The organism is Nostoc sp. (assembly GCF_036917275.1).
Taxonomy (GTDB): Bacteria; Cyanobacteriota; Cyanobacteriia; order Cyanobacteriales; family Nostocaceae; genus Nostoc.
This window is the reverse complement of sequence record NZ_JBALDF010000038.1, coordinates 42,166-62,183: the sequence shown is the minus strand read 5'-3', so window position 1 is coordinate 62,183 and position 20,018 is coordinate 42,166. Positions and strand designations below refer to the sequence as shown.

Annotated in this window: 17 protein-coding genes; 7 read left to right on the top strand and 10 right to left on the bottom strand. The window is 41.7% G+C overall.

Going from position 1 to position 20,018, the window contains the following annotated elements; translation table 11 throughout:
* Positions 1-222: hypothetical protein (locus V7K35_RS14970; protein WP_335080070.1), on the bottom strand; the 222-nt coding region annotated here is incomplete at its 3' end.
* Between the two features lie 73 nt (positions 223-295).
* On the opposite strand from V7K35_RS14970, the gene V7K35_RS14965 reads away from it, so the two are divergent.
* The gene (locus V7K35_RS14965) at positions 296-1,474 is read left to right on the top strand and encodes a GNAT family N-acetyltransferase (protein ID WP_335080069.1); all 1,179 of its coding nucleotides are present in this window, start codon (positions 296-298) and stop codon (positions 1,472-1,474) included.
* A 421-nt stretch (positions 1,475-1,895) separates the two neighbouring features.
* On the opposite strand, the gene V7K35_RS14960 is transcribed toward V7K35_RS14965, so the two are convergent.
* Positions 1,896-4,184, bottom strand: a complete 2,289-nt coding sequence (locus V7K35_RS14960) for a cytochrome c peroxidase (RefSeq protein ID WP_335080068.1) — start codon at positions 4,182-4,184, stop codon at positions 1,896-1,898.
* 281 nt (positions 4,185-4,465) lie between these two features.
* Here V7K35_RS14960 and V7K35_RS14955 point away from each other — a divergent pair, with 281 nt between their 5' ends.
* From V7K35_RS14955 to V7K35_RS14935, 5 genes are all read left to right on the top strand, one after another.
* Positions 4,466-5,389 carry a DMT family transporter gene (locus V7K35_RS14955; RefSeq protein WP_335080067.1) on the top strand — a complete coding sequence of 308 codons (924 nt, stop codon included), beginning with the start codon at positions 4,466-4,468 and terminating at the stop codon, positions 5,387-5,389.
* Positions 5,390-5,819: 430 nt separating this feature from the next.
* Complete coding sequence (locus V7K35_RS14950; protein WP_335080066.1) at positions 5,820-7,535, top strand: alpha/beta hydrolase; 1,716 nt, start codon at positions 5,820-5,822, stop codon at positions 7,533-7,535.
* Between the two features lie 142 nt (positions 7,536-7,677).
* The gene (gene truB, locus V7K35_RS14945) at positions 7,678-8,556 is read left to right on the top strand and encodes a tRNA pseudouridine(55) synthase TruB (RefSeq protein WP_335080065.1); all 879 of its coding nucleotides are present in this window, start codon (positions 7,678-7,680) and stop codon (positions 8,554-8,556) included.
* Positions 8,557-9,142: 586 nt separating this feature from the next.
* Positions 9,143-9,367 carry a hypothetical protein gene (locus V7K35_RS14940; RefSeq protein WP_335080064.1) on the top strand — a complete coding sequence of 75 codons (225 nt, stop codon included), beginning with the start codon at positions 9,143-9,145 and terminating at the stop codon, positions 9,365-9,367.
* Positions 9,364-10,221: an alpha/beta fold hydrolase gene (locus V7K35_RS14935; protein WP_335080063.1), complete on the top strand. Its 858-nt coding sequence runs from the start codon at positions 9,364-9,366 to the stop codon at positions 10,219-10,221. The genes V7K35_RS14940 and V7K35_RS14935 overlap by 4 nt, the downstream gene beginning before the upstream one ends.
* A gap of 137 nt (positions 10,222-10,358) precedes the next feature.
* On the opposite strand, the gene V7K35_RS14930 is transcribed toward V7K35_RS14935, so the two are convergent.
* The 5 genes from V7K35_RS14930 to carA all read right to left on the bottom strand — a co-directional run bounded on the left by V7K35_RS14930 (position 10,359) and on the right by carA (position 14,944).
* On the bottom strand, positions 10,359-10,667 hold the full coding sequence (locus tag V7K35_RS14930) for a DUF1816 domain-containing protein (RefSeq protein WP_334795661.1): 309 nt from the start codon (positions 10,665-10,667) through the stop codon (positions 10,359-10,361).
* 87 nt (positions 10,668-10,754) lie between these two features.
* Positions 10,755-11,933 carry a 23S rRNA (guanosine(2251)-2'-O)-methyltransferase RlmB gene (rlmB, locus tag V7K35_RS14925; RefSeq protein WP_335080062.1) on the bottom strand — a complete coding sequence of 393 codons (1,179 nt, stop codon included), beginning with the start codon at positions 11,931-11,933 and terminating at the stop codon, positions 10,755-10,757.
* A 92-nt stretch (positions 11,934-12,025) separates the two neighbouring features.
* The gene (locus V7K35_RS14920) at positions 12,026-12,502 is read right to left on the bottom strand and encodes a Mini-ribonuclease 3 (protein ID WP_334795659.1); all 477 of its coding nucleotides are present in this window, start codon (positions 12,500-12,502) and stop codon (positions 12,026-12,028) included.
* A 751-nt stretch (positions 12,503-13,253) separates the two neighbouring features.
* The gene (locus tag V7K35_RS14915) at positions 13,254-13,625 is read right to left on the bottom strand and encodes an STAS domain-containing protein (protein WP_273769590.1); all 372 of its coding nucleotides are present in this window, start codon (positions 13,623-13,625) and stop codon (positions 13,254-13,256) included.
* A gap of 152 nt (positions 13,626-13,777) precedes the next feature.
* Positions 13,778-14,944: a glutamine-hydrolyzing carbamoyl-phosphate synthase small subunit gene (carA, locus tag V7K35_RS14910; RefSeq protein ID WP_335080061.1), complete on the bottom strand. Its 1,167-nt coding sequence runs from the start codon at positions 14,942-14,944 to the stop codon at positions 13,778-13,780.
* A gap of 274 nt (positions 14,945-15,218) precedes the next feature.
* On the opposite strand from carA, the gene V7K35_RS14905 reads away from it, so the two are divergent.
* Positions 15,219-16,265 carry a retropepsin-like aspartic protease family protein gene (locus tag V7K35_RS14905; protein WP_335080060.1) on the top strand — a complete coding sequence of 349 codons (1,047 nt, stop codon included), beginning with the start codon at positions 15,219-15,221 and terminating at the stop codon, positions 16,263-16,265.
* Here V7K35_RS14905 and trpD read toward each other — a convergent pair.
* From trpD to V7K35_RS14890, 3 genes are all read right to left on the bottom strand, one after another.
* A complete protein-coding gene (gene trpD / locus V7K35_RS14900; protein ID WP_335080073.1) occupies positions 16,195-17,286 on the bottom strand; it encodes an anthranilate phosphoribosyltransferase in 1,092 nt (363 codons plus the stop codon). The two genes, V7K35_RS14905 and trpD, sit on opposite strands and share 71 nt — an antisense overlap.
* 82 nt (positions 17,287-17,368) lie before the next feature.
* The gene (locus V7K35_RS14895) at positions 17,369-18,256 is read right to left on the bottom strand and encodes a DNA adenine methylase (RefSeq protein WP_335080059.1); all 888 of its coding nucleotides are present in this window, start codon (positions 18,254-18,256) and stop codon (positions 17,369-17,371) included.
* Positions 18,257-18,735: 479 nt separating this feature from the next.
* Complete coding sequence (locus V7K35_RS14890; RefSeq protein WP_335080058.1) at positions 18,736-19,881, bottom strand: hypothetical protein; 1,146 nt, start codon at positions 19,879-19,881, stop codon at positions 18,736-18,738.
* Positions 19,882-20,018 lie beyond the last annotated feature (137 nt).

The following is a 20,018-nucleotide window of genomic DNA, read 5'->3' as shown; positions in this document are numbered from 1 at the left end:
GTCAACTTTGAGCCTCAGAAGGTCAACTTTGAGCCTCAGAAGGTCAACTTTGAGCCTCAGAAGGTCAACTTTGAGCCTCAGAAGGTCAACTTTGAACCTCAAAAGGTCAACTTTGAACCTCAAAAGGTCAACTTTGAGCCTCAGAAGGTCAACTTTGAGCCTCAGAAGGTCAACTTTGAGCCTCAGAAGGTCAACTTTGAGCTTCAGAAGGTCAACATTCAACCTCAGAAGGTCAAATTTTAAGCAACCTTAGTTGTAGTATAGTTTTGCTTCTGTATTATTAATGGTATAAGAGATGACGCCTAAATTTGAATACAGCACTCTTGCCCATCCCCAGGATATTCAGCAGCTGGGGTATATCCTCGATCAGTGTTATTTTAGCTCACCTGGTAATGAGGAGGTCTACATCAACCTTATTGGTGTAGAAAATTTCCGCATTATTCGTGAGTCAGAACAATTAGTTGGTGGATTGGCAACTATCGATATGGGTCAGTGGTGGGGTGGTCAACGTGTACCAATGACTGGAATTGCCGCAGTAGGCATTGCTCCAGAGTATCGTGGTTCGGGAGCTGCGATCGCTCTGATGCAGCACACCCTCAAGGAACTTTATGCTAGGGGTATACCGCTCTCCGCTCTTTATCCCTCTATTCAAAGCTTGTACCGAAAAGTCGGGTATGAGCAGGGGGGTCACTGGTGTAATTGGGAAGTTGCTGCTAAGAGTATCCAAGTGCGGGAGCAACCTCTACCTTTGCAACGAATAGTAAGCATCAATCATCAAGTCTTTCATAAGCTATATCAGCAGCAGGCGAGACAAACGCATGGATATTTAGACCGACATCCAGCAATCTGGGAGCGCTTAATCCAACCAGATGAGAAGGAAACATTTTACGCATATTTTATCGGTAGCAAAGAGAAACCCCAAGGCTACATCCTCTTCAGCCAACATCCAGCAGAGGATGGCGCAATTCTGCGAATCAAAGATTGGGTAATTCTCACAGTTGCGGCTGCACAAAGTTTTTGGTCTTTTATTGCCAATCATCGCTCTCAAATTGAACGGGTGCGATGGAGGAGTTCTGTGATTGATTCCCTGACATTGCTGCTACCAGAGCAAACTGCCAAGCTTAAGAATACGATGCGTTGGATGCTGCGGGTAGTAGATGTAGTCAAGGCGTTGGAAATGCGGGGTTATCCATCGGGAATTCAAGCTGAACTGCACCTAGATATTCAAGATAATTTGCTAGATGCAAACAATGGTAAATTCATCCTTTCTGTTGCCAATGGACGCGGTGAAGTTACAAAAGGTGGAAAAGGTGAGTTACAGCTAGATATCCGAGAACTAGCACCACTATATACAAGTTTGTTCGCTCCCTACCATTTGCAAATAGCCGGAAAACTGAATGGGACAGAAACGGCTATTTTAGCAGCTACGCAAATATTTGCAGGTGCATCGCCTTGGATGGCTGATTTCTTTTAATGTGAGTTGTCAACGAACTTTTCTCTGCGTTGAACTAAAGTTCAGCAGGGGTTTTGGTGCAAAGACCAAACTACAATCCCAAAGCTGGAGATTTTGTCAGTGAAGTTTCGAGAAAAGTTTATAATTACCTAGACAATACCAAAGTTAGCAATATATAACCGATAGTTGGCGATACCTCCGGCGGGCTACGCCTACACAGTCGTTAATAAATTAGGACTTACGCACACTCTACGAATTCTCAGCGCTCTTGGCACGGCAGTTGCTTCAAGTCGGCAGAGCCGCCCAACGCACTGCCTCGTCTTGGCGGTTCGATAAATTAAGCTTTTTGGTAATTTTTGCGTAAGTCCTATAAATGTAGGGGCGTACACCTAACTGTACGCCCCTACATATCTATCTGTATTAAATATTTCGTGAGATGGTATTAGTTCAGGAAATTTCGAGTGCCAGTACCACCATACCTACCAACAGCAGGAATTTCTAGTAGGCTATCCGTGGCTTTGCCAGTACCGTCATTGGTAACAGAGGTAGAGTTACCCGGATGTCCATTCGGAACGAACAGTTGCGGGTGGTCAAAGGGCGCTTTCTCATACCGAACTCGCTCGTCAGTCAGTCCCTTTAAAAAGGCGACCAATTGCTGTTTTTCTTCTGGTGAGAAATTCAGCGGCGGAAGAACTCCAAAGTCACCACCCCGATTGTAAAAATCAACCACTTGCTCTAAAGTCGCCTGACCTCCATTGTGAAAGTAGGGAGCAGTGAGTTCCACATTGCGAAGTCCAGGTGCTTTGAAGGCTCCGTCTGCAAACACAGTTTCATTAGGACTCAACGGTGGACTGAGAGTCGGGGGGTTTTCGCCGAGGAGAGCCTGAAATTTCCCTAACTGAGCCAATCGAGCCTCTGAAAGCGGATTACCTTGGCCGTTACCAGACAAACCGTCATTACCACCCAAACCGAGATCGTCCGTAACAGGTCTGACGCCGATATTGAAGAAGCCATTGTCTTCAGGGCTGTTTGGAGGGAAGGGCGCACGTTTGATTCGTCCGTTTTTAGCCACGTTGCTCACTGAAGCAGCTGTTAATTCTGATCCAACGTGACAACCAATGCACAGACCTTTGCCTTCAAACAGTTGTTTACCTAGTTGCTGCTGCTTAGTTAGGGCTGTGGTCTTTCCTTCCAAGAAGCGATCAAAAGGCGTATCATTGGCAATGAGTGTAGACTCATACAACTGAACTGCAAGCCCAAAGAATAGCGAGAAGTTATACTCCAACAGTGTGTACTCATTGGTTTGGGAAGAGTTATCAGGCGTGTTGACAAAAGTCCGTTTACCTTGAGCATCAACTTGGATGAGTCGATTAGACTTCCACCACTCCGGCCTAAAGGCATCTTTAACCAGCTGCTCATAGGTTCTATCCTTCAGTCCGGGTTTAGGCCATCTACTGTCTGCACCTAAAACGCTGTCTTGTGGATGCACAACCTGTTTGCCTAGCGGTCTGAGGCTAGTCAACTTTTGCGCCAGTACTCGAGGAAGCTTTGTACCGCTAATTGACAGAACATTTTGCACCAGTCCATTGATAGATTTTATGTTGCCAATTTGCCCCAAATTACCAGTAATATCTTCAACGGAACTGAGTAGCGGGTCAACCAGAGTATCACCAATATTATCTAGATTATCTAGCGGCAGTGTGGTGAGAGATTTTTTGTTGTCAATTCGCCCGAACTTATCACCAATTTCTTGAAAAGTGCGACCATCAGCAGACGTCTCAAAGGAACTGAGTGGTGGGCCGAGCGCCTGGGAAGCCAAAGACGAATTATTCAGGCTAACTTTGACAAATTTGAGCTGATTTGGGTTTTCTGCTTTCACCACAAAGGCGTTAGGGTCTCTTAAACCGAAGGGATTCACCCCATTAAAGATCCGCTGCGCCCTTCCATCCCAGAAGTTGCGGAAGTTGAATACTGCATTAATTACGCTTGGCGTGTTACGCGCCTGGACGCGGCGCACATTCGTACCTCGCACGTTAAACACCTTATCTGGCTCGGTTTTTGCTTCGTCTTCCGCGCTACCAGGTTTAACACCAACAAACTTTGTGTTGGAGACCCCCTGAGAGGAACTGACATCGTTACGGTCAGATACAACGGTCTTGGGATCATTCGGGTTTGACAGCTTGTGGAAGGGGAAATCTTCTTTTCTTAGCTGGTAGTTTGGCGCACCACCTACATTAAAAACTGTATCCGGATTCGATGTCCGATCAGCGTTAACCCGCAAAAGCCCGGGAGAAATCTGATTTTTGGATCTATTATCGGCTCCAGCATGGAAGTGACAACTAGCACAGGAACTCAGTCCGTCGCTCCCAACCTGTATATCCCAAAAAAGAGTCTTTCCTAATTTGATCGCCGCTACTTTGTCTTTTACAAAGTCTCCAAGATTGTCAGGTTCTGGAACCGATACGCTCTTGAGCGAAGCTAGAGGCGGCGTAACCTGGGCTGATACAGTATTTCCAGCTACTACTGCTACCAGAATAATCGTAGCAATTGTTATAATCCTTAAAAATCTTGATCTCAGGTAGTTAATCTTGCCATATCTGAATCTCCACTCTTGGGGCTTTATTTTTGTCACCAAAGATTTGAGCAAAAATCGACCTTTTGAAGTCAGCAGCAAGTAAATTGATAAGCCTGTAATAAAGACTACTAAGCCTATAAAGGGTATAAACCCCATAGTTTTTTGTAATAAAATCACAACGGATAAATTATATACTTACGTGAAAGTTATAAATTTAATATTCATGTAAAGTAACTACATAAATTTACGAATTTTATGTGAACAAAAAACGCTATATGACTACCAATAAATTGAGTAGGAGAGGTAAGCTGTTCTACTTTAATTTAGATTAGCTAGACTCGTGACATCCTTTCTCCACAAGAGTTTGATAAAATATAGATATGCAAAATAGATGTGTTTTAGCTTGTTATTAGCCCTACTTGAAGTAGGATATTTGAATGTCACTACATCAAAGTTCTGGTCGGTGGCGCTTAGGGCTAGCGTTATCACTATTGACGGTCTTATTGTGGGGAATTTTACCTATTGCTCTGACGGTAACTTTGCAAGTGCTTGATGTATATACCGTCATTTGGTTTCGTTTTTTGGTATCCTTTTTCCTACTTGCTGTGTATTTAGGAATACGTGGTAAATTACCAAAGTTAGAACAATTGTTTTTTGCTTCTGGGAAATTATTAGCGATCGCTACAATCTTTTTAGGGATTAATTACTTTTTCTTCATGCAAGGTTTAGCACTAACATCGCCTGCTAACGCTGAAGTTCTCATTCAATTATCTACCCTCTTATTAGGTTTAGGAGGGTTAGTAATTTTTAAAGAACGTTATCGACTGTATCAATGGATTGGTATAAGTGTACTAACTTGCGGTTACCTTTTATTTTTTGGTGAACAACTAAGGAATTTAATTACAGCGCATGGCACATATATACTAGGTAGTGTTTTGATTGTGTTAGGAGCCGCAGCATGGGCTATTTATGCTTTGGCACAAAAGCAGTTATTACAATCTTTATCTTCTTCTAGTATCATGCTGATGATTTACGGGGGCTGTGCTTTATTATTCACTCCTCTAGCCAGAGTAAAATCACTTTTTATACTTGATCCTTTACACTTAGGAATATTGCTTTTTTGTGCTTTGAATACTTTAATCGCTTATAGTGCTTTTGCCGAATCATTAGAACATTGGGAAGCATCACGAGTGAGCGCAGTATTAGCTTTAGCTCCCATTGTGACATTAATATCAGTCGGAGTTGTATCAGTTATTGCACCTTATTGGATACCAGCAGAACACTTCACTTTCATCGCAATATTAGGAGCGGCTTTAGTAGTCACAGGTTCAGTAGCGATCGCTTTGGTAAAAACTGATTAATAGAAAGGATTTTCCTGATTTTTACTGGGTTTTTCATTTAGTAAATTCGTGCCATATTCAAAGCTACAACATAAATACTGAGGCAGAAGATTTTTTATTTGTTATGATTTGATGGTGAAGGCAAACTACTGGAGTCAGCCTTTTGGAAGATGAATATTTTACTCATCTGTGTGACTCCGTAGTATCTGATTTTTGACTTTATAGCCAAGATGAAAATTCTGAAATAAGAATTCAGAAATCAGAATTCAGGAGTCAGATAAAGCTTTTTCTATTCGTCAGTCATATAGAATTCATTCTGAATTATAACGACTGACTCCTAAATTCTGTTTTGATAAAATTGAGGCTAATAATTTAAGTAAACCAAGCAGGGTGTCCGAATAACTACCAAAGCCAACACCGAATAAAACCAGACTACCGAAACAGTTGAGCGATGAATAGTTTGTTTGGTAATTGGGCCAGCACCTTGAGAAAAAAATTCCTGTTGCTGGTTCTTTCAATGATGCTGCCAACGTTTGGAATTAGTAATTCTGTCTTGGCAGCAGAGCGGATTTATGCATCTTATTCAGCTTTAGAGCTTTCTATTTCAGTCACTACTCTAGAAAACTACGCGAAAACAGGTGTAATTGACGACGATTTGGCAGCCTATCAGCAATATCTGCCTCTTCAACAGCTTCAAGAATTGCGGCAGATTTTACTCAATCGTGTGAAAGTTAGTCCGGTAGTACTTTCGCAATTTCTCTACACACCGCAAGGAGAATTTTTGCTGCATCGGTTGGCGCAAGTGATTAAAACCAAATCTCCTCAACCAGAACCAGAATTTCATGCTTTGCGTTCGGCGGTAATTTTAGCCTCTGCGGAATCAGGAGGCTTGACACTTTTGAATGTGTTGCGTAAATATCCCACCAACAGGATTAACCTTGATGTAGTGCAGACTTTGGAAATAGCTACAGAATTGGAGAAACTTGTTAATAAAACCCATCGAGCGATCGCAGCAGTTTCCCAAGAGTCTAAGATTGAAGCTGATACGATAAAACAACCAATTTTCTCACAATTGGCTGATTTACAGGTTCCGGGAAAGTTTAAGTCGCAAAAATATACCCTAAAGTTTTTCGACTCAAGCCGCAATCGCCCTTTATTAACTGATGTTTATATTCCCAATGTCCACAATACTGCACCCATAATTGTGATTTCTCACGGCTTGGGTTTAGACAGCAGCAACTTTCAATATTTAGCCACTCACCTAGCTTCCTACGGATTTGCCGTCGCCGTTCCCAATCATCCTGGTAGTGATGCTAAACAATTACATTCTCTGTTGAATGGACGCGCTAATGATGTAGCAGAACCAAGTGAATTTAAAGACCGACCTTTGGATATAACATATATATTGAATCAATTGGAAAAAGGTAACCAATCTGATTCACGATTTAAAGGTCGATTAAATCTGCAACAAGTTGGAGTATTTGGTCAATCTTTGGGAGGCTACACAGCCTTGGCCCTGGCAGGCGCTAAAATCAACTTTGAGCAGCTAAAAAAAGACTGTCAACCAGCAGCGCTGCAAAATACCTGGAACATGTCTTTACTGCTCCAATGTCGCGCTTTAGAATTGAACATCAGCAAATCTGCCAAGGATTATAACCTGCGGGATGAGAGAGTGAAAGCTGCGATCGCAGTTAATCCCATCACCAGTTCTATTTTCGGCAAAGCTGGCTTAAGTCAAATTAAAACTCCAGTGATGATTGTCAGCAGTACTGATGATACAGTTGCACCAGCTTTATCCGAACAAATTCTACCTTTCTCCTGGTTCACTAATTCACAAAAGTATCTCGTCATGCTTGTAGGTGGCACCCACTTTTCCACCATTGGCAACGGTAACCCTGCAAATCAACAAGTAGCATTACCTGCCGATATGGTTGGTGATGCTTCCCAAGCGCGTCGTTACATGAATGTTTTAAGTTTACCTTTCTTCCAAACCTATGTTTCAGGAAGGTTACAATACACTCCCTACCTTAACGCCGCTTACACTCAAAGCATTTCTAGTAAGTCTCTTGGTTTGAATCTTGTCAAGTCATTGAATACAATAGAATTGGCTCAATTGCTGGATTTAGAAGGAGCAAAACCTTTAAAAAAAAAGTTCCCAACACCATAGTCAGCTTCGGATTTTGGATGTTGGATATTGGTGTTGCATTGCTGCATGTAATGATTTTTATTTGATATGTAGGCATAAATGTCTAGACAAGTCTTGTATTTATATAGCAGAATGCCTATTGTCAAACTTATAAAATTTCACTGTGCAAGGTTTTCTTAACTTAAACAAACCATTTGACTGGACTTCCCACGACTGTGTAGCGCGGGTGCGAAAATTGTTGCGCCTCAAACGTGTGGGACATGCGGGAACCTTAGATCCAGCAGCTACCGGGGTATTACCGATCGCTCTTGGTAAAGCCACAAGATTATTACAATATCTGCCAGAAAACAAAGCTTACAAAGCCACCATTCGGCTGGGTGTGCGTACTACAACCGATGATTTACAAGGTGAAATCATTACTTCTCAACCTTGTGCTGGATTGAGTTTAGCAGAGGTGAAAACTGCACTGGCACAATTTGAAGGTAAGATTGAGCAAATACCACCTATTTACAGTGCAATCCAAGTGGATGGTAAACGTCTCTACGACTTAGCACGCCAAGGTAAAACGGTGGAAGTTCCAGTGCGAACAGTGGAAGTTTTTCAGATAGATATTTTGGACTGGAGAGAAGGAGATTTTCCCGAATTGGATGTGGCGATCGCCTGTGGTTCTGGTACATATATTAGAGCGATCGCTCGTGACTTAGGTGCAATTTTAGAAACTGGTGGCACTCTTGCGGCTTTGATCCGCACCCAAAGCAGTGGTTTCGATTTAACAGATAGTCTCACTTTCACAGACTTAGAAACTAAACTGCAAGCCCAGACATTTCAACCTTTTGTACCTGATGCTGCCTTGAAACATTTGTCATCTGTAACTTTACCAGCAACATCTGCTCAAAAATGGTGTCAAGGTCAGCGAATTTCTCTAACTTTCGATGTTTCTGGAATAGTGAGAGTTTATGATCAAGAGACTCGCTTTTTAGGTATTGGGCAATTAGAAGAGGAAGTGTTGATTCCCCAAATGGTTTTTGAACCTATTTCTTGAAAGTGTGGTAAATTCAAGGTTTTAATTTGAACACATTTGGGCACAATCTGTAAAATTATCACCAATAGTAAATTAAATGGGAGCTTTACCCAATAATTGGGCAGATATTCAATCTGATATCACATATCAAACAACCAGTGATTTGCTAGTTTGGTTTGCAAGCGAGCAAATATGACCAGAATGGTAAATATTTAAACGCTTCTGAATTGCATAAGTATAAGCTTTACTATTTATAAATCTTAGAGTAGCGAATCGCCAAGTATTAACTTTAATAGATTATCTAGAAAAGCTTGAACTCTAACTAAACACTGGAATGCTTCACCACTAGCCGTGTGACACAATTAGAATAATATTAGGACTTACGCAAAAATTACCAAAAAGCTTAATTTATCGAACCGCCAAGACGAGGCAGTGCGTTGGGCGGCTCTGCCGACTTGAAGCAACTGCCGTGCCAAGAGCGCCGAGAATTCGTAGAGTGTGCGTAAGTCCTAAATATAAGGAACTGCTATGACACAAAGGTTAGATCGGATTGAGGCAATCCGAGAACGGATAGCACAAAGCGCTGAAACGAATACGAGAGCTATAGATGGTATATAGAGTAGCTATAGAAGCGAATATTGCGATCGCCCAACTACCCTCAACTGTAAATTCCTTGGTGCAGGTAGTTGAAATCCATCAGATCAACCATGAAGCAACTCAACATAACTTTGAAGGAATTGTAACCGAACTTAGAGAAATTAGAGGGTTGAGAACTGAAAGTCAACCTATTCTAAAACATTTGTTCGGCAGACAGGAGGACGGGGAGTCATGAGCGATCGCCATACCACCACTGCTGCACGTCTTAATGTTTACATCCAAGGTCAAGGATTCCCCATTCTAGGCTTACACGGTCATCCTGGTACAGGTCGTAGTCTATCTGTCTTTACCAATCATTTATCAAAACGCTACAAAACTTTTGCCCCTGATTTACGTGGATATGGCAAAAGTCGCTACAATCGCAATTTTGATATGGATGACCATTTGACCGATTTAGAAGCGCTGCTAGACCGCTTTGAGATTGAAAAGTGCCTAGTATTGGGATGGTCACTTGGGGGCATTCTGGCAATGGAATTAGCATTACGTTTGCCAGAACGCGTTACAGGGCTAATTTTGGTGGCTACAGCCGCAAAACCCCGTGGCAGTCATCCGACCATTACTTGGCAAGATAATTTATATACTGGTGTTGCTGCCCTAGTAAACTATATAAAACCGAGTTGGCAGTGGAATATTGAAACTTTTGGCAAGCGATCGCTTTTCCGCTACCTAATCCAACAACATACACCTACCACTTACAACTACATCGCAACCGAAGCAGTACCAGCTTATTTGCAAACCTCTCCTGCTGCTACTCGCGCCCTTTATAGTGCAATTCAATCAGGATACAACCGACTTCTAGATTTGCAACAAATACAATGTCCTAGTTTAGTACTTGCTGGTGACCAAGACCGCCACATCACATCTGATTCCAGCTTAGAAACTGCTCAACACCTCCAAAATTCTCAGTGGCAGTGCTATCCCAACACCGCCCATCTTTTCCCGTGGGAAATTCCTCAGCAGGTGCTGAATGACATTGACTATTGGCTCGAAGAACATCCGCAGGTAATTGGTATTGATACGAACAGTTAATATAGACTTTCAAACGTGTGTACCAACCGCCCCGTCAATAGTCAAAAGTCCAAGGGTTTTTGACTATTGAAGAAATAATTCGTAATTATAAGTTGAAATTATGAATTACGAATTACGAATTGTTTTCATTCTCTGGCCTAACTTAAAATTTGACCGCCAAAGGCAGGCTGTACTTTGCGGTCAATCTTTTCCCCCAAGTCGTCAGCGATTGTTAAAGTATTAGGTTTGCAGCGCTTGACATTTACAGCAATTCCCTGCGCTCCTTCTACTTCCAAATCTTCTATATATCCGGTGCTTGACAATTTTGCCTCAGAAGAATTCAAAAATGGGCCGAAGTAGTACGTGCAGCGGGGATTCTGCGTTATAATCTCTACCCACCAAGCCAAGCCGAGGTAGTCGAATGTGTTAATTAACACTTCCTTGAGGTTATGCCAAATAGTTTTCATGATTTTCGCCGATTTATAAACGTGCTACAGGGTATTAAACGATATGTTACTTGATTATCTTTTACATTTCTTTATACTCTTTTACTATTATTTTTTCAAAGAAAATTTTTGTAATTTATCTAAGTGCAGCGTGTTTAGCGATCGCTGCCGATAAATTTCATAAAGCGCCATACCCGCTGCTACGGAAGCATTGAGGCTGGGTGTCTTACCCTGTAGAGGAATCGATACTAAAAAATCACACGAGCGTTGAGTTAACATGCTCAGACCTTCGCCTTCTGAGCCGATTACCAAAACGATTGGGCCAGTGAAATTGACTGTATGCACGGGTTCGCTCCCATTTGCAGCAGTGCCGTAAATCCAAAAGCCAGCTTCTTTTAATTCTTCTAAGGCGCGGCTGAGGTTGACAACTCTAGCTACAGCAAAATTTTCTAAAGCACCTGCTGCCACTTTCATGACAGTGGAAGTGATCCCAGATGCCCTTCTTTGGGGAATCACCAATCCTTGAGCGCCTATTGCTTCGGCGGTGCGAATAATTGCTCCCAAGTTGTGGGGATCAGTAATTCCATCAGCCACGATAATTACAGGATCAGTTACAGCTTTTGTCTGTTCAATTAGATCCGGTAATTCGATGTAGGCGTAGGGAGCAATTTGTGCCGCCACACCTTGATGATTAGCCCCGTTGGTGAGATGGTCTAAGCGCTTGGGTTCAACCTCATCAATAACTGTGCCATTTTCCTTCGCTTGCAAGAGAAAATGGTGAAAGCTGGGATCGTAGCGCAGACGGGTAGTAATCCAGATCCGGTTGAGATTGCGCTGATTTTGCAACGCACTCAATACTGGATGACGACCGTAGATGAGATCACTATCTTCTTCTGTCGGTGTAGATACAGACGCCTGGGAGAAGTTGCTATTTCGTTGTCGGGAGTTGCCAGAAACGGGGTTGTTATCTATTTTCCTGGGATTGCGAGTGGGATCAGCAACAGAAACGGGGTTGCTATCTATTTTCTTGGGATTACGAGTCGGAGTAGCAACAGAAATAGGATTGCTATCTATTTTCCTGGGATTGCGAGTCGGAGTAGCAACAGAAATAGGGTTGCTATCTATTTTCCTGGGATTACGAGTCGGAGTAGCGACAGAGATGGGGTTGCTATCTATTTTTCTGGGATTACGAGTCGGATTAGTAACAACACGCTTACCCTTAATTTTTACGGGTTGTCCACGATTTTGTTCACTAGAAGTCTTGACTTTTCTTGGTTTATTCTGCATTTGAGTTATGGATATAGCGTATAGTTGATCATCCCGATTCCTTCAATTTTTTCAGCCTAATTTACTGCTGTGGCTACTGTGAAATTGAGTTTTCACTCTTTTTCTACATGAAGTATTTGCAACAGTTCGGTTAGACGCTGGTAATCGGTAAGATATAGGTAGCCAATTAAAGTTTCTAGACTAGTTGCCTGTTGATAAATTTCGGGATTCAGTCGCTTTGGGCGTCCTGTAGCGGCGTTTCTACCCCGTCGGACAATTTCTAATTCAGTGTCTCTTAAATGAGGAATCAGCGATCGCAAATGTAGCGCTTGTGTTTCCGCTCTTACCTGCTCCACTACCAGACTATGGTAAATTCCTGACCGCTGCAATGGCAGCAGATAGATCATTCTAACATACAACTCATAAATTGCATCCCCCAAATATGCTAAAGCAGTAGGAGAAATTTGTTGTACTTGTGAAAGGGAAATCTGTTGGAATGGCCCTGTGGTTGCCAAGAGTGCTTCAGTCCAAGATAAACTCTGTTTAGGAGTTTCATCTTGTCCATCTAATAGTTCCTCCTGTGACTTCACAAATAAATCATTCCTTGACGGGCTACATTTGGCAGGCATTCTTCGCAAATACTGATTTTTCTGAAGTATGCCATGATAGTATATTTAGCATAATCAATACTATCAAAATTACTTCCTAATTTCATCTTTTTGCTTGAGAGTTGGCATTTTAAATCACTTTGATGTCAACGCCTACAAACCGAATTTTGCCTATTTCTTGTGGTCTGTGCCTGAGAGGATGTTTGAAAAGTCCATAATGATGTATAAAATATTTTTTTACCCCTCCCTAACTTTCCCGATACATTGGGGAGGGAACCGGATTTTTCTTGTTTCCCCCTTTATAAGGGGGGACTAAGGGGGGTAACAACGCGATTAAAATCACAGTTAACCACTTTTCAAACAAGCTCTAAGATAGAGTAAAATTTGGACATCAAATTCACCCTTTTACTTGATCACATTGCCAGGCTTACTTAGTAAGCGACAATTTATAACTATACAGTATCAAGTCAAGTTTACATATAGACAAATCTGCTGGCTTTGTATTTCCTAGAACTTTTTCAGACTTGATTGTTTATCCGAATATTCTAGCCAACGATTACATACTCAATAACTAGGTGTATATAATCTTTAGTTATTACTCAACTTTAAATATAATAACTTAACTGGCTTTGTGCCTCCCCCACAAGGAGAGAGGTTTTCTGCCAGAAGTTTTAAAAATTAGGCTATCCAATGTTGAATCTGGATAGCTGAATTGATCTCTCGGTTCAACCAATCAAGATTGCTTAACGTTTTCTAGAGCGTCTTCAACTGATTTTTGCAGGGAGAGAAACTTCTCTAGGCGAACAAGCTTGACCGTTTGAGTGACGCGAGCATTCGTGACAATTTGCAAAGTGCCTTCAGCAGTTTGAGCCTGCTTGGCTAGCTGCACCAGAGCACCCAAGCCAGAGCTATCAATAAAGTCGATTTGTGAGAGATCCAAAATAATGTGCTTAGGGCCCTCGTCAATCTTGCTGCCAAGTACTTTGCGAAATGTTGGTTCAGAAAAGGCATCTAACAAACCTGTGAGGCGGAATAGCTGGCAGTTATCCCGGACTTCACGAGTGCCCCTCAGGCTAACGGTTAGATTCAGTGGTTCAGCAATAATTCCCTCCTCATGAGTTAAAGTGAACGCTCAAGTATAGATGGTTTTTGAGCAAGTTGTCTACAATCTTCTGGGGCATTGGGCATTGAGGATTGGAGATTGGAAAATAGTATTTTTAATCTTATTCCCTAGTCCCCAGTTCCTATTCCCTATTTTTACCTCACCTCGGCTGCAACGGCTTGACGTGCTGTTCGCATTACTTGAACAAATTGCTCAAACAAGTAATCAGCATCGTGAGGGCCAGGACTGGCTTCTGGGTGATACTGTACGGAGAATACAGGTAGAGATTTGTGACGTACCCCGGCAATGGTGCGATCATTTAAGTTCAGGTGGCTGATTTCCACAACTGCCGTAGGCAAAGAATCTGGGTCAATAGCAAAACTGTGGTTTTGGCTGGTAATTTCTACCCGTTGTTGTGAGCCAGCAGGCTGATTTAAACCACGGTGACCAAATTTGAGTTTATAGGTTTCTGCCCCTAATGCATGACCTAAAATTTGGTGTCCCATACAAATCCCAAAGATGGGTTTTTGACTTAACAAGAGGGCTTTGGCAGTAGCAATCCCTTCGATGACAGCAGCAGGGTCGCCAGGCCCATTAGAAAGAAACACACCATCTGGATTGTAGTTGAGGATTTCCTCTGGTGGCGTATCAGCAGGCACAACAATCACCCGACAACCGTAACTTACTAAGCGACGCAAAATATTGCGTTTTACGCCAAAGTCAAGGGCAACAACAGTAAAGGGTTCCCCAAGATTTTCCGCAGCTTCAGAGTTGAATTCCCAAGCTGGAATTGTGGGATCTGACCATTCATAAGCCGTTGGGGTGGTGACTTCACCAACAAGATTCAATCCCGCCATGTTAGGAACCGCCTGCACCTGCTCTAGCAATTCCCCCTCATCAAGAATAGCTGTGGAAATGCCACCGTTCATCGCTCCAAACATCCGAATTTTGCGGGTGAGGGCGCGGGTATCGATGCCGTATATCCCTGGTACTTGGTTTTGTTTAAGGTAGTCAGGTAAGGATTGTGTCGATCGCCAGTTACTTGGTTTGTGACAAATATTACGCGCGATCGCACCCCGCACTTGGGGACCATCTGATTCCTCATCTTCAGGATTGACGCCAGTATTCCCTAATTCAGGATAGGTAAAAATGACAATCTGACCGCAGTAACTAGGGTCGGTCAGTACTTCTTGGTAGCCAGTCATGCCAGTGTTGAACACCACTTCTCCGATCGCGGTTCCCGTCGCACCGAAAGACCAACCGCGATAGGTGGTTCCATCTGCCAGGACAAGTAAAGCTGGGATTGCGTCAGTCAGGGGCATAGGCTATAGATTATGGATTGGGCATGGGGGAGCCACTGCGCTCTTGGAGTTTCCCCAAGTGGAGCAAGTGGCGTCATTGGGCATGGGGCATGGGGCATTAATCAATTGTCCCCCGTGCTCTTTCATCTCTCTCATCCCTCATTCCCCAATACTGCGATTGTTAATTATCTCATGAGTTGGGCAATTGGGATTTTTTAGAATAGTTAATTAAAATTAAAAGGGAATTAAAGTAGCGGGAGTGGCTTTGGCAAAGCTTGGGCAGTTAAAATTAATTATGCTTCAGTCCTTTTTATCCCGTGCAACCCTAATTTTTATATCAAGCGCTCTAGCGGTTTTGTGTGTTGCCTGTAGTGAAGACAAACGGAACATTGCGACTGGTGGCAATGAGCAACCCGCGCCAATTGGGGATCTGCCATCAATACAGCCTGCCGTCGAACCAGCAACACCAACAGCTACCCCAGAAGCACAGCCGCTACCGTCTGAAAGTGAACCAAGTCTTTTTGAGATGGGGCGAGACAAAGCCGTTGGCGCTTGGAGTATCAGCCAATCTGCTCAATCCCCAGGTGATTGGACTTTGGTGGCGAATCAGTACCAGGATGCGATCGCGCTGATGCAAAAAGTGCGGCGGCAAAGCCCAGAATTTGCGATCGCTCAAACCAAGATTACTGAATATCGACGCCAAATCAAATATGCCAAACAGCAAGCTAATCCTCGCCCTGTGCGCGTTGCTGAACCGAAAAGGATAGTAGTTCTTGTTCCCCACACAGCAACCACACCAAAGTATACCTCACCTCTATCGCCTCTACAAGAAACTAAACCGTTACCACCAGAGCCACGTTTACCCTCATCAGTAGTGCTGATTCCAGATGAAGCAGTATTTACAGCCCCGATTAAAAGGCGAATTGGTGGAACGCCAATTGTCGAAGTCACCTTCAATGGCCAGCGACAATTTGAGATGATTGTGGATACAGGAGCCAGTGGCACTGTGATCACCCAACAGATGGCCGATGCTTTGGGTATAGTCCCAGTAGGGAGAGCTAAGGCAAATACCGCTAGTTCAAGAGCTGTAGAATTTCCTGTGGGCTATGTTAATTCGATGGCAGTTGGCGGGGTAATAGTGAATAAAGTAGCAGTAGCGATCGCAGGGGCAGAACTAGAAACTGGACTTCTAGGACATGACTTTTTTGGCAACTACGATGTCACCATTAAACGGAATGTGGTAGAATTTCGCCCGCAATTGCGATCGCAAATCAATTCCCCAGAAACTCAACTAACTGCTCCAATTTTGTCCAAGCCGCGCCACTTTGTAGGATATCCTTAGCAATTTTAATCCCCTCGGCGTGATCGAGGAAGGCGATCGCACCCGCTACTTGCAGCGCCAACGACGCATTTAAGGCAACTGCATCTTGTTGCGCCTGAGTTCCCTTACCTTGGAGTACCGCCTTGAGAATCACCGCATTCTCTCGGACATCCCCACCCCGAAGCATACCTATGGGAGCAGGCGTTAGATCCAAATTCAGGGGATTAATAGTAGTTAACTGCACTTCTCCATCTGATAACACCGCCAAGTCAGTTTCATCTCCTAACCCAGCCTCATCGAGTTTTTCTCGCCCGTGTAGCACAATTGCCTTTTCCTTGCCCAAATTCTGTAAAGCTTCAGCAACAGTTGCCAAAAGTTTGGGAGTAAATAACCCTACCACTTGCCCAGTTGGACGCAAGGGATTTACTAACGGTCCGAGCAAATTAAAAACTGTTCGCACTTTCAAAGTCCGCCGTAATGAGGCAACCGCCTTGAGGGCTGGATGCCAACCAGGGGCAAACAAGAAAGTGATCCCCACTTCTTGTAGTGCTGCTTGCACCTTGTCACTAGAGGCACTCAAGTTTACACCCAAAGCTTCCAAGACATCGGCACTTCCCGTGAGACTTGAAGCTGAACGATTGCCGTGTTTAGCAACTGGTACGCCATAGGCAGCAGCAACAAAAGCAACGGCTGTAGAAATATTAAAGGTTGATGAACCATCTCCACCAGTGCCACAGGTATCTATTACAGTACTGTTAGCGGATAGCTGTTGTTTAGCCTGTGCTGAGGGGTGAGTGCTGAGTGGGGAACATTGAGATTGTAATACCTCAGCCATGCCGGTCAACTCGTCGGCAGAAATGCCTCTAAAGTTCAACGCTGTTAAAATAGCCCCTGATAACTCTGGGGGAACCGTTTCACTGAGCCAACCTTGCATCAATTCAGCAGCTTGAGTACGGGACAAGGATTGGCCATCTATTAATTGTTGCAGCAGGGTATACCAGCTAACAGAGGATTCTTGAGCAGGGATTGGGGAAGTTGTCATCGCTAAGGTTTCTGGTGTTGTAGGTGTAGCTACGTTGAAGGGCATGGGAGCTATCCTACCGGAAAATTGGGAGTTATCAAAGTTAGAGTGAAATATCAAGGCTCAACTGCAAAGCTGGATTAACAAGCTTCTGATTTTTTGCTTTTTTATCCAAATAAAGTTTAATTTCATAGTTAGTAATGAATAACTCTTTTCCTTTAGCTGCACCACTCTGCTTATAGTTATTCATCCCATACTGCAATTCCCATGCTGAGATATTAGCCCATTGAAAATTTTCTCTAATTTGCGGTGAGTCGTCGTAGGTAATTAGCCAGCTATGATGACATTGTTGCAAAATTTCAGCAAATCTCTGATGTTCAAAAGAGGTGTGCAAGTCACCGTCTTTACCATATAGCTTTGATTTAGTAGCACTAAAATATGGTGGATCTAAAAATAAAAATACATCTTCTCCTTCTGGTTTTAATAGGTGGCTATAATCTAAATTAGTAATTTTGACATTTTCTGATAAAATATATTCTAATTTTTCTAATCGTTCTATTGAAGAATTAGTAAAGCGTTTGTGAAAAGCTTCTTGGGAAAAGCCACCTGATTCTACAGTTCCTGAAAAAGTAATTCTATTGAGGACGAAAAACCGAACTGCTCTTTCTAAATCAGATAAATTATTGACATCTACAGTAGTTAATTCTGTAAAAAGTAATTTACCATCTGTATGTTTAACTTTAATATGTCGAATTTCTTTAACTAACTGAGTTATATCAGATTGGGCAAATTTCCAGAATAAGAAGAGTTCGCGGTTTAAATCGTTAATCCAAATCTTGATATGAGGAAACTTTTGTCTTAAATAAATAAATACAGAACCACCACCTACAAAAGGTTCTCGAAATTCCGAAAAGCTTTCTGGTAAATATTCAGATATTTGATTAATTGCTTTTGATTTACCACCAGGATAACGGAGAGGACTTTTGAGCATAATTCGTATAAATTGTAATATTTAGAGTAATATAAATACTCAATTTGTTTGCTAAAAAATATTGCCGTATGCTCTAACTAAATCAGCATCAATACTTTCATTGTAGGCTCCTGTAACCTAAGCCAGATTAATGGTTCCAGCATGACTAAGCGTTGGCGATTTGCTTCTTTCTCTGCGTTAGTTTGCAACTTTTCACGTCTCAGAGAACCATATTGCCGTTATATGAAAGTAACTATTAATTCTGCAATAGATATGCCTAAAACCTCGGCTTGTTGCTGTAATGCCACATAGACTTCATCACTTAATTCCAAGGTTAAAACCTGACTCACCGCACTACACCTCAGCTATTATATGTAACTATCAATGTCATATTAGCTTAGTTTATTGACATGACATGACCTTTTAATCGTAACCCACAATATCTAAATTAAAATTCCCTACAATGGATATCAAAAGTAACTTCCAATCATAACCCAAAATTATAATTTTAAAAAATTGCTCGATACTTCTATTTTAAGTTTTTGATTATTTTGAGCTTCTAAAGCCAGTTTTTTAATAACTAATTTTTGATTTTTATTAAAATTTTTAATATTAACTTCTAAAAAACATTCTAGTTCTTCTAGTGATGCATCGGGAAAAACAATAGAACCAACAACGTTGTTACCAGTAAGCTTTAGCTTTGTAAAAAATAATACTTGCTGCCCGTCCAATTTTAAAGAATCTAAATTAGAAAATAAAATTAGCTTGAATAAACCATCTTGAATATCAGGGAGGTTTGGCAAAGATGCTTTTGAAGTGTTTTTTGACTCTTGTATAATATACATATTGTTCTCAAATATTATCTCATCAGGAGTCAAATAGTAAATTCCCCCAAGATAGTTTTCAATACTAAAAGTGGCTTTTAATCCATTCACTAAATATTCTAGCTTATGAGAAGTTAGCGCTTCTCTCTTACTAGCACTCTGAGAAGCTTTAAGAGAAATATTCTTAAATTCCTCAAACTCTTCTCTGATTTTATGTAAATATTTATCTAATCCTTCTCGTGAGTGAATTATTACTCCAGTTTGATTAGAAATAAAATCATAAGAATCTAGAGCTTTTTCAAAAGTTTGTGTAAATCTTTCTTCAAATAAATTCTTGTTCCAATGGAGTGCGCTTTGGTGATATGCTAATATTTCAATAATTTGAAATTTGACAAAATCATTAGCAAATTTCTGATTACTCAACTTATTTTTATTAATTTGATCCTTTTTGGTACTTTTTTTTGCTGTTTCATAATAAGCAAGTACTATATAGATATTAAGCAAATTCATCCAAGAAATTGTAGAGTATTGAATTCTATCTATATCGCCATCTTCGCCCTCATCTTTAATCACTGGGACAATAGTTATAACTTTCGATGAATTATATGTATTATAAACTCTGGCAAATGGATAGGTTCTGCTTCTCTTAGGTGATACCCATTTTGAATAAGCAATTTCAGTTGTGGGCGACTTTATTAATCCATAACCCTTTTCTTTATTGACATTAAATACATCTAAACTAATTTTATTCAAATTCTTATCTAAGTAAGTTTTATAGGTAACTCCCTTGATAAATCCTGTAAAATGCAGAATTCCTGCCATGCCTTCAAACTTTTCTTAATATTTGTCTTTGCCAGAGTTTAGCTCAACTTTGACTATTAAACCATATAAATGACCAAGCAAGAGTTAGGCAAACCTATTAACATAAAAATACGCATCCGTAATATATATTCCCTAAC

Coding starts and splice junctions, on each gene's coding strand:
- V7K35_RS14965 (WP_335080069.1), top strand. CDS start 296: ATGACGCCTAAATTTGAATACAGCACTCTTGCCCATCCCCAGGATATT.
- V7K35_RS14960 (WP_335080068.1), bottom strand. CDS start 4,184: ATGGGGTTTATACCCTTTATAGGCTTAGTAGTCTTTATTACAGGCTTA.
- V7K35_RS14955 (WP_335080067.1), top strand. CDS start 4,466: ATGTCACTACATCAAAGTTCTGGTCGGTGGCGCTTAGGGCTAGCGTTA.
- V7K35_RS14950 (WP_335080066.1), top strand. CDS start 5,820: ATGAATAGTTTGTTTGGTAATTGGGCCAGCACCTTGAGAAAAAAATTC.
- V7K35_RS14940 (WP_335080064.1), top strand. CDS start 9,143: ATGGTATATAGAGTAGCTATAGAAGCGAATATTGCGATCGCCCAACTA.
- V7K35_RS14935 (WP_335080063.1), top strand. CDS start 9,364: ATGAGCGATCGCCATACCACCACTGCTGCACGTCTTAATGTTTACATC.
- V7K35_RS14930 (WP_334795661.1), bottom strand. CDS start 10,667: ATGAAAACTATTTGGCATAACCTCAAGGAAGTGTTAATTAACACATTC.
- rlmB (WP_335080062.1), bottom strand. CDS start 11,933: ATGCAGAATAAACCAAGAAAAGTCAAGACTTCTAGTGAACAAAATCGT.
- carA (WP_335080061.1), bottom strand. CDS start 14,944: ATGCCCCTGACTGACGCAATCCCAGCTTTACTTGTCCTGGCAGATGGA.
- V7K35_RS14905 (WP_335080060.1), top strand. CDS start 15,219: ATGCTTCAGTCCTTTTTATCCCGTGCAACCCTAATTTTTATATCAAGC.
- trpD (WP_335080073.1), bottom strand. CDS start 17,286: ATGACAACTTCCCCAATCCCTGCTCAAGAATCCTCTGTTAGCTGGTAT.
- V7K35_RS14895 (WP_335080059.1), bottom strand. CDS start 18,256: ATGCTCAAAAGTCCTCTCCGTTATCCTGGTGGTAAATCAAAAGCAATT.
- V7K35_RS14890 (WP_335080058.1), bottom strand. CDS start 19,881: ATGGCAGGAATTCTGCATTTTACAGGATTTATCAAGGGAGTTACCTAT.